Annotated in this window: 12 protein-coding genes; 7 read left to right on the top strand and 5 right to left on the bottom strand. The window is 67.9% G+C overall.

Annotated elements, in window-relative coordinates; translation table 11 throughout:
- Positions 1 to 24 precede the first annotated feature (24 nt).
- The 4 genes from odhB to Q5H91_RS09115 all read left to right on the top strand — a co-directional run bounded on the left by odhB (position 25) and on the right by Q5H91_RS09115 (position 4207).
- On the top strand, positions 25 to 1254 hold the full coding sequence (odhB, locus tag Q5H91_RS09130) for a 2-oxoglutarate dehydrogenase complex dihydrolipoyllysine-residue succinyltransferase (RefSeq protein ID WP_305173077.1): 1230 nt from the start codon (positions 25 to 27) through the stop codon (positions 1252 to 1254).
- Positions 1255 to 1379: 125 nt separating this feature from the next.
- On the top strand, positions 1380 to 2780 hold the full coding sequence (lpdA, locus tag Q5H91_RS09125; protein ID WP_305173145.1) for a dihydrolipoyl dehydrogenase: 1401 nt from the start codon (positions 1380 to 1382) through the stop codon (positions 2778 to 2780).
- A 255-nt stretch (positions 2781 to 3035) separates the two neighbouring features.
- A complete protein-coding gene (locus Q5H91_RS09120) occupies positions 3036 to 3899 on the top strand; it encodes a glycoside hydrolase family 16 protein (protein WP_305173076.1) in 864 nt (287 codons plus the stop codon).
- Positions 3900 to 3982: 83 nt separating this feature from the next.
- Positions 3983 to 4207, top strand: a complete 225-nt coding sequence (locus tag Q5H91_RS09115) for a hypothetical protein (protein ID WP_305173075.1) — start codon at positions 3983 to 3985, stop codon at positions 4205 to 4207.
- A gap of 47 nt (positions 4208 to 4254) precedes the next feature.
- Here the strand turns inward: Q5H91_RS09115 and Q5H91_RS09110 are convergent, their stop codons facing one another.
- Positions 4255 to 4692 (bottom strand): hypothetical protein, encoded by a 438-nt coding sequence (locus Q5H91_RS09110; protein ID WP_305173074.1) that lies wholly within the window; start codon positions 4690 to 4692, stop codon positions 4255 to 4257.
- A 55-nt stretch (positions 4693 to 4747) separates the two neighbouring features.
- On the bottom strand, positions 4748 to 6367 hold the full coding sequence (locus tag Q5H91_RS09105) for an outer membrane protein assembly factor BamB family protein (RefSeq protein WP_305173073.1): 1620 nt from the start codon (positions 6365 to 6367) through the stop codon (positions 4748 to 4750).
- Positions 6368 to 6547: 180 nt separating this feature from the next.
- Between Q5H91_RS09105 and uvrA the strand changes: the two genes are divergently transcribed.
- Genes uvrA through Q5H91_RS09090 form a run of 3 tightly spaced genes read left to right on the top strand, consistent with a single transcriptional unit; the run spans position 6548 to position 10180 of the window.
- A complete protein-coding gene (gene uvrA / locus Q5H91_RS09100; RefSeq protein ID WP_305173072.1) occupies positions 6548 to 9457 on the top strand; it encodes an excinuclease ABC subunit UvrA in 2910 nt (969 codons plus the stop codon).
- A gap of 32 nt (positions 9458 to 9489) precedes the next feature.
- The gene (locus tag Q5H91_RS09095) at positions 9490 to 9951 is read left to right on the top strand and encodes a hypothetical protein (protein ID WP_305173071.1); all 462 of its coding nucleotides are present in this window, start codon (positions 9490 to 9492) and stop codon (positions 9949 to 9951) included.
- Between the two features lie 31 nt (positions 9952 to 9982).
- Positions 9983 to 10180, top strand: a complete 198-nt coding sequence (locus Q5H91_RS09090; protein ID WP_305173070.1) for a hypothetical protein — start codon at positions 9983 to 9985, stop codon at positions 10178 to 10180.
- Between the two features lie 93 nt (positions 10181 to 10273).
- Here the strand turns inward: Q5H91_RS09090 and Q5H91_RS09085 are convergent, their stop codons facing one another.
- The 3 genes from Q5H91_RS09085 to Q5H91_RS09075 all read right to left on the bottom strand — a co-directional run bounded on the left by Q5H91_RS09085 (position 10274) and on the right by Q5H91_RS09075 (position 12041).
- Positions 10274 to 10777 (bottom strand): hypothetical protein, encoded by a 504-nt coding sequence (locus tag Q5H91_RS09085; RefSeq protein ID WP_305173069.1) that lies wholly within the window; start codon positions 10775 to 10777, stop codon positions 10274 to 10276.
- Between the two features lie 74 nt (positions 10778 to 10851).
- Positions 10852 to 11193, bottom strand: coding sequence for a hypothetical protein (locus Q5H91_RS09080; protein ID WP_305173068.1), 342 nt, complete (start codon positions 11191 to 11193; stop codon positions 10852 to 10854).
- Between the two features lie 23 nt (positions 11194 to 11216).
- Entirely contained in the window at positions 11217 to 12041 is an 825-nt protein-coding gene (locus tag Q5H91_RS09075) for a metallophosphoesterase family protein (RefSeq protein WP_305173067.1), read from the bottom strand.
- Position 12042: the final 1 nt, after the last annotated feature.

Genomic DNA, 12042 nt, shown 5'->3' with positions numbered 1-12042 from the left:
GCGGGGACACAAAAGGAAGTAGAGATGGCCACCGAAGTTCTCGTCCCCGTGCTGGGCGAATCGATCACCGAAGCCACCGTCGGCGAGTGGCTGAAGCAGCCCGGCGACAAGGTCGCCGCCGACGAGCCGATCGCCAGCCTGGAAACCGACAAGGTCTCGGTGGAGGTGCCGTCGCCGGTTGCCGGCGTCATGGGCCAGCACGCGGTCGCGGTCGGCGACACGGTACAGGTCGGCGCGATGATAGCGACGATCGACGCCGCCGGCAGCGCCTCCGCGCCCGCACCGGCGCAGGCCGCCGCCCCGCAACCGGCGGTGACCGAGAGCCCGGCCGAGCCGGCTGGTGACGCGGTCGCACTCTCTCCCTCGGTCCGCCGCGCGGTGCTGGAACACGGCGTCGACCCTGCGACGATCAAGGGCACCGGCAAGGACGGTCGCCTGACCAAGGAAGACGTCGCCGCCGCCGCTTCGTCCAAGTCGCAGCCAGCCGCCGCGCCCGCCGCCGCGGGCACGGCGTCGGACGGTGGCGCTGCCTCCGCCGGCCGCGCCGGCACTGGCCGGCGTGAAGAGCGCGTCAAGATGACGCGCCTGCGCCAGACCATCGCCAAGCGCCTGAAGGAGGCGCAGAATACCGCCGCCATGCTGACCACGTTCAACGACGTGGACATGACCGCCGTGATCGAGGCGCGTGCCAAGTACAAGGACCTGTTCGAGAAGAAGCACGGCGTCCGCCTTGGCTTCATGGGCTTCTTCGTGAAGGCCGCGACCATGGCGCTGAAGGACATCCCCTCGGTCAACGCTTCGATCGAGGGCGACGAGATCGTCTATCACGACTATGCCGATATCTCGGTCGCGGTGTCCTCGCCCGGTGGCCTCGTCGTTCCGGTCATCCGCGACGCGCAGGACCTGTCGGTCGCCGGCATCGAGAAGACGATCGGCGATTTCGGCAAGCGCGCCAAGGACGGCACGCTGAAGATGGACGAGATGAAGGGCGGCACCTTCACCATTTCCAACGGCGGCGTGTTCGGCTCGCTGATGTCCACCCCGATCATCAACCCGCCGCAGTCGGCCGTGCTCGGCCTGCACCGGATCGAGGATCGCCCGGTGGTGGTGAACGGCCAGGTCGTGGTGCGGCCGATGATGTATCTGGCGCTCAGCTACGACCACCGCCTGATCGACGGGCGCGAGGCGGTGACCTTCCTCGTCGCGCTGAAGAACGCGATTGAGGATCCGACCCGGATCCTGATCGACCTGTAATCGCGGGCCTGTACCCCGGCGGAGGCCGGGGCCCAGTCGGGAAGGCCGATGTAACCGGGCGCGGCGCTTACCATATGCCGTTGCCGAAACTGGGCCCCGGCCTCCGCCGGGGAACGGAGATGAAGATGGCAGACCAGTACGACTATGACGTCCTCGTGATCGGTGCCGGCCCGGGCGGGTACGTCGCCGCGATCCGCGCCGCGCAGCTCGGCCTGCGCACCGCCTGCGCCGAGGCGCGCGAGACGCTGGGCGGCACCTGCCTGAACGTCGGCTGCATCCCGTCCAAGGCGCTGCTCCACGCATCCGAGCTGTACGAGGAGGCGACCGGCGGTCACCTCGCCAAATTCGGCGTCGACATTCAGGGCGCGACCCTGAACCTAGACCAGATGCATGCCGAGAAGGCGAAGGCGGTCAAGGAGCTGACCGGCGGCATCGAGTTCCTGTTCAAGAAGAACAAGGTGACCTGGCTGAAGGGCAAGGCGGCGTTCCAGGACGGCCATACGGTAAAGGTCGGCGACCAGACGGTGACCGCCAAGGACATCGTCATCGCCACCGGGTCGAGCGTCACGCCGCTGCCGGGTGTCGAGGTCGACCAGCAGGTCGTCGTCGACTCGACCGGCGCGCTGGCGCTGCCCAAGGTGCCCGAGCATCTGGTGGTGATCGGCGGCGGCGTGATCGGGCTGGAGCTGGGCAGCGTCTGGAAGCGGCTCGGTGCAAAGGTGACGGTGGTCGAATATGTCGACCAGATCCTGCCGGGCTTCGACGGCGAGGTCCGCAAGGAATCGGCCAAGCTGTTCAAGAAGCAGGGCTTCGAGCTGATGACCTCGACCAAGGTCACCGGCGTCGCGGTGAACGGCGGCCGTGCCACCGTGTCGATCGAGCCCGCCGCGGGCGGCGCGGGCACCACGCTCGACGCCGATGCCGTGCTCGTCGCGATCGGCCGCAAGCCGAACATCGACGGCCTGAATCTGGAGGCCGCCGGCGTACAGCTGACCCAGCGCGGGCAGGTCGGCATCGACCACGACTTCCGCACCAACGTCGCCGGCATCTGGGCGATCGGCGACGTCGCGCCCGGCCTGATGCTCGCCCACAAAGCCGAGGACGAGGGCGTCGCGGTGGCGGAGAACATCGCCGGCCAGACCGGCATCGTGAACCACGACGTGATCCCGTCGGTGGTCTACACCATGCCCGAGATCGCCGGCGTCGGCCTGTCCGAGGAAGCCGCCAAGGAGAAAGCGGGCGAGATCAAGGTCGGCAAGTTCCCCTTCGCCGCCAACAGCCGCGCCAAGACCAATCGCGACACCGACGGTTTCGTCAAGGTGATCGCCGATGCCAAGAGCGACCGGGTGCTGGGTGTCTGGATCATCTCGTCGCTCGCCGGCACGATGATCGCCCAGGCCGCGCAGGCGATGGAGTTCGGCGCGACCAGCGAGGACATCGCCTATACCTGCCACGCGCATCCGACCCATGCGGAGGCGCTGAAGGAGGCCGCGATGGCGGTTCAGGGCAAGCCGATCCACATCTGAGCCGCAGCAGGCGCAGCGCAGCAGCGCCGCGCCCGCGGCCAGATCGGCCGGCGGCGCTTAAGCGCCGTCCGACGTCATGGGATTTACTCCCATGACGGCTGTCCGGCCGAATGCCGTACCTGAAAGAGGTCGGCGGCAACACGCAACAGTCGTCGGAGCTCGCTACGACTCGCACCCACACCCAGCCTCTTCCTTGCGGGGGGGAGGGGGGCAGAAGTGCTTGCCGGGCTTCCCATAATCCACAACACTCCGGCCATGCGCCCCTACATCGCCGCCGCCGCCCTCCTCCTGCTCGGCCAGGCTCCCGCGCCGCCGCCGAGCCTCGGCGCCAACAACTACCGCATCGACGCTCCACTCCGCCGCTCGCCCACCGTGCGGCTCGTCTGGCACGACGAGTTCGACGGCAAGAGCCTCGACCGGCGTCGCTGGGCATCGGAAACGGCGTTCAACAAGCAGGGTTGGTTCAACAACGAGCGGCAATATTACGCCGCCGACCGGCCGGAGAACCTGCGTGTCGCCGGCGGCCGGCTGATCCTGACCGCCCGGCGCGAGCGCCTCGATCCGCAGCGTTACGCCGACTGGGGCAGGCAGGATTACACCTCCGCCCGGATCACCAGCACCGACGGCTGGCGGCAGGGTTTTTTCGAGATCCGCGCGAAGCTGCCCTGCGCGCGCGGCACCTGGCCGGCGATCTGGATGCTGCCGCTCGCTCCGGGCGCGGCATGGCCGGAGGACGGCGAGATCGACATCATGGAGCATGTCGGCTGGGATCCGCATGTGGTGCACGGCACGGTCCACACCGCGCTCTACGTCCACTCGCGCGGTACCCAGCGCGGCGCGGAGATCGCGGTGCCCGCCGCCTGCACCGCCTTTCACCGCTATCAGCTGGCCTGGGACAAGGGCGCGATCACGATCGGCATCGACGATCGCGCCTATTTCCGCGTCGCCGACGACAAGCCCGGTGGGCGCGGCGCCTGGCCGTTCGACCAGCCGTTCCGCCTGATCCTGAACCTGGCGATGGGCGGCGACTGGGGCGGGGCGAAGGGCATCGACGACGCCGCGCTGCCCCAGACGATGGAGATTGACTACGTTCGCGTCTGGCAGGAGCCCGCGCACTGACCGATCGTGCCGCGCTCCAGACCGAGTGGCTGCGCCTGACGCGTGAGACCTTGCCCGGGCTTGCGGCCGATCGGCATTGGCCGGTGCGGGCAGACCACTGCTTCCAGCGCATCCTGCTCGACACGGCCTGTGGCGGCAGGTGGTACGACCATATCGCCGGCCGTCCCGCTTATGCCCATGCCGACAACGCCGTCCTGGCCCGCGCGGTCGCGATGGGCCGCGCCGTGGTGGCGGGCGATGCGGATCTGGCAGCGCTCAACCGCCAGTCGCTGGCATGGCGCGGCAAAGGTCGGTCGGGAGCCGGCTGACCGCGGTTCTCCCCTCCCATGCCCAGAGAGGGAAGCCTGATCTGGCGCTAGATCCCCGGCTTCTTGCGCAGGAACGCGCCCAGCACCTGCTCTGCCGCCTTGCCCAGCGCGACGCCGATCTCGTGCGGGTCGGGCGCGGTCGTCGTTCCCTGCGGCGGCACGGGCGGCACGGGCGGCACGGGCGGCACCGGGGGGACGGGCGGAACCGGTGACACCGGCGGGACAGGTGGGACCGGCGGTACCGGAGAAGCCGGCGCCACCGGCGCGGCGGCGGTCGTGTCGGTCGCCCCCTTCATCAGCGCCGCACTCGCCGCCGCGGCGGCCATGGTTAGCCCGCTCGCCAGCAGCTGCCGCGCCTCGGGCCGATTGGCCTGCTGGACCAGCACCGCTGCGATCCCGGCCAGCGGTGCCAGCGGGTCACGCCGGCTGTCGCCCGTACCGTGCTTGTCCTTGCGATGCTTCTTCTTGCCCAATGCTGCCTCCAACTGTCTTGTTGCGATAATACACATGGGACACGAGGAAAGCCCTGACAAGGTGTCGCTATCGCAATCGATAGGCCACCAGCTTCTGCGGCATGGTCGAACTGGAATATTCCAGGGGCATCTCCTGCGTCACGAGCAGCGTGCCGTCGGCGGTGATCGCCATCGCGCCGGGCGTCGGCGCGGACCATGCCACCGGATGTGCGGGATCGTCGATCGCGATGGCGTAGACGGCCTTGTCGGTGCTGACGAACACCAGGGTATCGGTGGCGATGGTGTTGCCGATGAAGCGTTCGTCGGCGGGCGGCGTCCACGACCAGACCGGTGCTCCCGATGCCTCGCGCAGGGCGTCGAGGCGGGACGGCTGGTTGCGCGCCAGATAGATCATGCCGTTCGTAACGGCCGGCGTGGTGACATAGGCGTCGGCGGAACGCCACCGCAGTCCGCTTCCCGGAGCCCAGGCCGCCAATGGCGAGGACGACGCCGATCCGCGCGTACCGGCATAGGCCAACACCAGTCCCGACGACGGGGCCAGGATGGGAGCGCCATAATAGCTGCTGCCACTTCCTTGGAAGAACGGGTCGGCCATCGCTTCCTTGACCTGGCCGGTGCGTCGATCGATCAGGACCATCGCCTTTCCGGCATAGTAATAGGCGTAGCGATCGTCGACCGCGGGGGTCTCGCCATCCCAGATGCCGGCACCTTCGCCCGCGACCGACCATTGCGTCTGTGCGGCGATGTCGAACCCGTAGACGGTGTTTCCCTGATAGCCGGCAGACATGTACAACGACGTGTCGAACGGCGTCGGCGGCAGGAAGAAGGACCATTGCGCCGAGAACAGCATGACCGGCGACCGGAACTCGCCCGTCGCCGCGTCCAGCGTGACGATCCGGTTCTCGTCCGATGACACCGTCATCGTCGTCAGGAAGACGCGGCCGTTGCCGATCGCGGGGCCGCTGGCGAAATGCACCTGCCCCAGATTATAGCCCCATCGCTGGGCCCCCGTCGCGATGTCGAGGGCATGGACGCTGGTCGTGCCATCACGGTTGTACGCGGTCACCATTGCCATGCCGTCGTGCGACGATGCCGGCGACAGCCGGTACGCCGCTGGCGCCCATTCCCATGCACGGCGGAACGCGGCCGGCGAGAAGCTGGCATGGACATAACCGGTGTGCGCGGGATTGCGCTGGAACATGCTCCATTCGCGCATGCTCACGTCCAGCGTGTAGCTGGCGGTCTGGGTGGTGCCCGGATAGACGCTGGCACAGCCCGCGTCGCGGCACAGCCGGAACGTCAGCTCGCCGCTGTACCGGCCCAGCGCCAGCCCGCGCGCCGTATGGGCGCGGATCGTGTACCGGCCATCGCTGCCCGCCTCGATCCCGTCGGGGATCGACAGCTTGGTCCGGTCATATTGCACGTCCGGGATGACCGCGTCCGTGGTGGTGCCCGCGCGCGTCGCCTCGATGGTGAGCGCGACGTCGCTGTTGTCGTCATAGCCGCGCAGGTTGCTCTGCATCGGGGTCAGCGAGACGCTCAGTGACGATGCCGCGACGGTTGGCGAGGGGGAGGGGGCGGGAACGACCGCGACCCCGCCGCCGCTGCTGCCGCCGCCATCGCTCCCGCAGGAGGCCAGCGCCAGGCCCAGGCATAGCGCAGCGGCCCTGCTCCGTGTCGTCGTCATCAATCGCTCCCCTCTGACGGCCGCCGTTCGGACGGTCGCCATCCCCGTCGAGGACGCTGGCATGGAGTTTGCCGCCGGTCGAGTGGAAAAGGCGTGCGGTACTTTTTCGCCGCCTCTTCGTTCCTATCTGCCCCTCATGCCCCCTGTTCCCGGCCGCAGAACGGAAGTAGAACGAGATCCATGCTGACCAAAATTTCCGTCCGCGGCGCGCGCGAGCATAATCTCAAGGACGTCGACGTCGACATTCCGCGCGACACGCTGACGGTCATCACCGGCCTGTCGGGTTCGGGCAAGTCGAGCCTCGCCTTCGACACCATCTATGCCGAGGGACAGCGCCGCTACGTCGAGTCGCTGTCGGCCTATGCGCGCCAGTTCCTGGAGCTGATGCAGAAGCCCGACGTCGATCATATCGAGGGGCTGTCGCCCGCCATCTCGATCGAGCAGAAGACGACGAGCCGCAACCCGCGCTCCACGGTCGCGACCGTGACCGAGATCTACGATTACATGCGCCTGCTCTGGGCGCGGGTCGGCATCCCGTACAGCCCGACCACGGGCGAGCCGATCGCCGCGCAGACCGTCAGCCAGATGGTCGACCGGGTCATGACCCTGCCGGAGGGGACGCGCCTCTACCTGCTCGCCCCCGTCGTGCGCGGCCGCAAGGGCGAGTATCGCAAGGAACTGGCCGAGTGGCAGAAGGCGGGTTTCACCCGCGTCCGCATCGACGGCACGATCCACGAGATCGACGAGGCACCCGCGCTCGACAAGAAGTACAAGCACGACATCGAGGTCGTGGTCGACCGCCTGGTCGTGCGCGAGGATATCGCCACGCGGCTGGCGGAGAGTTTCGAGGCGGCGCTGAAGCTCGCGGACGGGCTCGCCTATGTCGATCCCGCCGACCCCGCCAAGGACGAATACGAGCCGCGCACGCCCGAGAGCGTCGTGCTGGGCGACCACGCGCCGCCGGGCCGCATCGTCTTCTCGGAAAAGTTCGCCTGTCCGGTCAGCGGCTTCACCATCGCCGAGATCGAGCCGCGGCTGTTCTCGTTCAACGCGCCGCAGGGGGCCTGCCCGGCCTGCGACGGCCTTGGCGAGAAGCTGATCTTCGACGAAGACCTCGTCGTTCCCAATCACGAGCTGTCGATCAAGAAGGGCGCCATCGTCCCCTGGGCCAAGTCGAACCCACCCAGCCCCTATTACATGCAGGTGCTGGCATCGCTCGCCAAGGCGTTCGACTTCTCGCTCGATACGCCGTGGAAGGACCTGCACCCCGAGGTCGCCGACAAGATCCTGTTCGGCACCGCGGGCAAGCCCGTCGTCCTGACCTTCATCGACGGCAAGAAGAAGTACGACGTCAACAAGCCGTTCGAGGGCGTGATCGGCAATCTGAACCGCCGGATGCTCCAGACCGAGAGCGCCTGGATGCGCGAGGAACTGGGCAAGTATCAGTCGAGCCAGGCGTGCGAGGTCTGCCGTGGCGCGCGGCTGAAGCCGGAGGCGCTGGCGGTGAAGGTGGCGATGCAGGACATCGCCCACGCCACCCATTTGTCGGTGGTCGACGCGCTCGCCTTCTTCTCCGACCTGCCCAACCATCTGGGCGATCAGCAGCGCGCGATCGCCGAGCGCATCCTGAAGGAGATCGTCGAGCGGCTCGGCTTCCTCAACAATGTCGGCCTCGACTATCTGAACCTCAACCGCACCTCGGGCACGCTGTCGGGCGGCGAGAGCCAGCGCATCCGCCTTGCGTCGCAGATCGGCAGCGGCCTGTCGGGCGTGCTCTACGTCCTCGACGAGCCGTCGATCGGGCTGCATCAGCGCGACAATGACATGCTGCTGGCGACGCTGCGCCGGCTGCGCGACCTCGGCAACACCGTGCTGGTGGTCGAGCATGACGAGGATGCGATCCGCACCGCCGACTATGTCATCGACATGGGGCCGGGCGCGGGCGTCCATGGCGGTGCGATCGTCGCGCAGGGGACGCTGAAACAGCTGCTCAAGTCGAAGACCAGCATCACCGCCGATTATCTGAACGGCGTCCGCGAGGTGCCGGTGCCCGCGAAGCGGCGCAAGGGCAGCGGCAAGAAGCTGACCGTCCACAATGCGCGCGCCAACAACCTGACCGGCGTCACCGCCAGCGTCCCGCTCGGCACCTTCACCTGCATCACCGGCGTGTCGGGATCGGGCAAGTCCAGCTTCACCATCGATACGCTCTACGCCAGCGCCGCCCGCGCGCTGAACGGCGCGCGCATCCTGGCGGGCAAGCACGACAAGGTGTCGGGCCTCCAGCATCTCGACAAGGTCATCGACATCGACCAGTCGCCGATCGGCCGCACGCCCCGGTCGAACCCCGCCACCTATACCGGCGCCTTCACCCAGATCCGCGACTGGTTCGCCGGTCTGCCGGAGGCGCAGGCGCGCGGCTACAAACCCGGCCGGTTCAGCTTCAACGTCAAGGGCGGCCGGTGCGAGGCGTGCCAGGGCGACGGCGTGCTGAAAATCGAGATGCACTTCCTCCCAGACGTCTATGTCACCTGCGACGTCTGCCACGGCGCCCGCTACAATCGCGAGACGCTGGAGGTGAAGTTCAAGGGCCACAGCATCGCCGACGTGCTCGACATGACGGTCGAGGACGCCGCCGAATTCTTCAAGGCCGTGCCCCCCATCCGCGACAAGATGGCGATGCTGGTCGAGGTAGGCCTGGGCTACGTCAAGGTCGGCCAGCAGGCGACGACCCTGTCGGGCGGCGAGGCGCAGCGGGTGAAGCTCGCCAAGGAACTCGCCCGCCGCGCGACCGGCAACACGCTCTACATTCTCGACGAACCGACCACGGGCCTGCATTTCGAGGACGTCCGCAAGCTGCTCGAAGTGCTCCACGCGCTGGTCGAGCAGGGCAATACGGTGGTGGTGATCGAACATAATCTGGACGTCATCAAAACCGCCGACTGGGTCATCGACCTGGGACCGGAAGGCGGCGTTAAGGGTGGAGAGATCGTCGCGACCGGCACCCCGGAAGAGGTCGCGGCGGAACCGCGCAGCTACACCGGCCGCTATCTCGCGCCGCTGCTCGAACGCGGGAGGGAGGCGGCGGAGTGAGGGCTCCGCATCGACCCGAACTGTTGCGGGCGTTGGCGATCCTCGCGCAGGTGAGCGAGGCGATGTGCCGACGCGGGCTGCCTCGGCCGGTACTGGTCGGCGGTGCCGCGGCTGAGTATTTCTCGGGTAGCGCGCTGATGACCGGTGATGTGAATCTTACCTCACCGGCGCAGGTGGAACTCGAAGAGGAGTTGCTCCGGCTCGGGTTTACCAAGCCGGAAGGTGTCGGACATACGACGCTCGGCTGGGTTCATCCGGACCTGCGCCTAGGTTTCGAAGTGGTCGCCGAGATGCCGTTCGACGGCATGGTCGATCGTGGTCGCCTGTTGCTGGTGGAAGGTCTTGCGGACCGGGCAGCGTTCGTCGTCATCCCGATCGAGGATCTGATCGCTGATCGGATGGGTCAATATGCATCGGGAACGGCGCCGGAAATGCTTGGCCAGGCACAGACGCGGTATCGGCTTCATCCCGATCTCGACATGGCGTATCTGTAGCGGCGCATCCGCGAGGAAACGGGAAACGACCATGGCATCGCCGATCTCCAAGAGTGACCCTGCCGCCGGCTGGCAGGGCCGGTTCATGAGCCATGACGATTTCACAGCGAGATTGGCGGCTCGACGGGCGCTGATGGGTGAGCCGGCAATGCCGCGCAACGCCGGCAATCGTCGGACTGAGAGCAAGTGCGCGTTGCTCAGAGCGTTGGATGATCTCGGCGCCAAATGATAATGCCGCGATGGCGGTCCTATCGTTTTTCGAACGGACGGAAAGCGATGTAGTCGCTCAGGGGCAATGCATTATCGCCGTTTTTCTGATGCTTCACTCTACCCGCTGCCGCTCCACCACTTCTGGATCGGTGCCGAGCGTGAACAGGTAGAGTTTCCGCTCCTCCGATCCGGGCCTCAGCTTGCGCAGGCGGCGGTCCTGGTCGCGGGTCAGCGTGTAGCGGACATAGCCGGCCTTGGTCAGGCAGGCGTCGACCTCGCCCTGAAGCGAGGTCTGCAGCGCGTCGACCTTCTTGTCGGGGCTGTACATGCGGCGGAGCAGCACCTGCCGCTTCGCGCGTGCGAACGTGTCGTTGTCACCCGCTGGCGCCGGCATGGCCGGCATGTTGTTCTCGCGCTCCAGGGCCTCGAAGCCCTGAACATAGGCGGTCGTCTCCGGCCGTCCGGCCACATCCGCCCTGGCGGCGCGCAAGCTGCACTCGACGCCGCCGGCCTCGAACGCCGCGCGGGCGGCGCCGGGCTTGCCCCAGCTCTGCGTCGGCGCCGCCTCGGCCGTGACTGGAAGGGCAAGGGCGATGACGGCGATCAGGCGACGCATGGGGCAACTCCCGGGCATGGGAGCGGAAGGAGAAACCGGGACCGCCCGCAGGTCAAGCCGCGACGCCGCTCCGCTCAGTCGAAATAATCGGTCCAGCCCGCCCGCCGGCGGCGATTGCGCGTCTTGAACGCCCAGCCAAACAGGATCAGCCCGCACGCCGCCAGCGCCGCCAGCACGAACAGCGGCCGGTGCCCGCCGTCGGTCACCGCCACTACGCCTGCTGCGGCGATCGTGGTCAGCACATAGGCCAGCGTCGCCGCCACCACCCGCTTGCGGGCGGGCGGCTGCATCGCATCGAACGGCGCCACGATCGCCAGGCACGCCGCACCGCCGACCAGCAGGCCGATCGTGGTGAAGCCGATCGCCGGGAGCATCAGCAGGATCGCCGCCATCATCAGCGATGCGATCGACAGCATGGCCGCGCACATCCGTAACCTGTTCATGCCGGGGGCTGCACCTGTCTTGCCTGAAGAAACTCGATCGTCGGCGTGCCGAGCCGCACCGCGGTCAGCGCACCGGTACGATACGCACCAGTATCGATCCCGATCCGATGCTGCGCGAGTACGGGGGTCGAAGAGGTCCAGCTATGGCCGTGGACGATGATCTTCTCGAACGGCTGGCTGTTCTCGAGGAAATCGTCGCGGATCCACAGGAAATCGCGCTCGTCCTGGCGATTGAGCGGCAGGCCCGGTCGCGCCCCGGCATGGACGAACAGATAGTCGCCGCGCGTCGCGCTGGTCTTCAGCGCGCGCAGCAGGTCGAGGTGCGAGGCGGGGAGCCGGTCCATCAGCTCGTCGCGGATCCGCTCGCACCGGTCGGCCACGGCCTGCTCGCCCTCGGGCAGGGCGATGCCATAGCTGGCGAGCGTGGTGGCCCCGCCGACCCGCAGCCAGCCCTTGGCGTGGAACGGCCGCTCGATGAAATCGAGCATCATCGCCTCGTGATTGCCCTTCAGCAGCACGAGGTCGAAGGGCGAGTGGCGCGCCAGCCAGACCAGCGTCGACAGCACCTTGTCCGACTGCGGCCCCCGATCGACATAGTCGCCCGCGAACAGCAGCAGCGGCTGGCGCTGGCCGGCCCCGGCGCGGCTCACCCCCTTGGCATCGTCGGCGATCGCCGCCAGCAGCCGGACGAGCAGCTCGTAACAGCCATGGACGTCGCCGATCGCGTAGACGATCTGCCCGTCGGTCGCGCCCGACGCCGCCTCGCGCGACACGTCCGCGCGGCGCACGACCTCGATGGCCGGGATCGGTTCGCTGCCCATC

This window comes from Sphingomonas aurea, from assembly GCF_030678875.1.
Classification (GTDB): Bacteria; Pseudomonadota; Alphaproteobacteria; order Sphingomonadales; family Sphingomonadaceae; genus Sphingomonas; species Sphingomonas aurea.
This window is presented reverse-complemented; position numbering and strand designations above follow the sequence as displayed.

Coding starts and splice junctions, on each gene's coding strand:
- odhB (WP_305173077.1), top strand. CDS start 25: ATGGCCACCGAAGTTCTCGTCCCCGTGCTGGGCGAATCGATCACCGAA.
- lpdA (WP_305173145.1), top strand. CDS start 1,380: ATGGCAGACCAGTACGACTATGACGTCCTCGTGATCGGTGCCGGCCCG.
- Q5H91_RS09120 (WP_305173076.1), top strand. CDS start 3,036: ATGCGCCCCTACATCGCCGCCGCCGCCCTCCTCCTGCTCGGCCAGGCT.
- Q5H91_RS09105 (WP_305173073.1), bottom strand. CDS start 6,367: ATGACGACGACACGGAGCAGGGCCGCTGCGCTATGCCTGGGCCTGGCG.
- uvrA (WP_305173072.1), top strand. CDS start 6,548: ATGCTGACCAAAATTTCCGTCCGCGGCGCGCGCGAGCATAATCTCAAG.
- Q5H91_RS09090 (WP_305173070.1), top strand. CDS start 9,983: ATGGCATCGCCGATCTCCAAGAGTGACCCTGCCGCCGGCTGGCAGGGC.
- Q5H91_RS09085 (WP_305173069.1), bottom strand. CDS start 10,777: ATGCGTCGCCTGATCGCCGTCATCGCCCTTGCCCTTCCAGTCACGGCC.
- Q5H91_RS09080 (WP_305173068.1), bottom strand. CDS start 11,193: ATGCTGTCGATCGCATCGCTGATGATGGCGGCGATCCTGCTGATGCTC.
- Q5H91_RS09075 (WP_305173067.1), bottom strand. CDS start 12,041: ATGGGCAGCGAACCGATCCCGGCCATCGAGGTCGTGCGCCGCGCGGAC.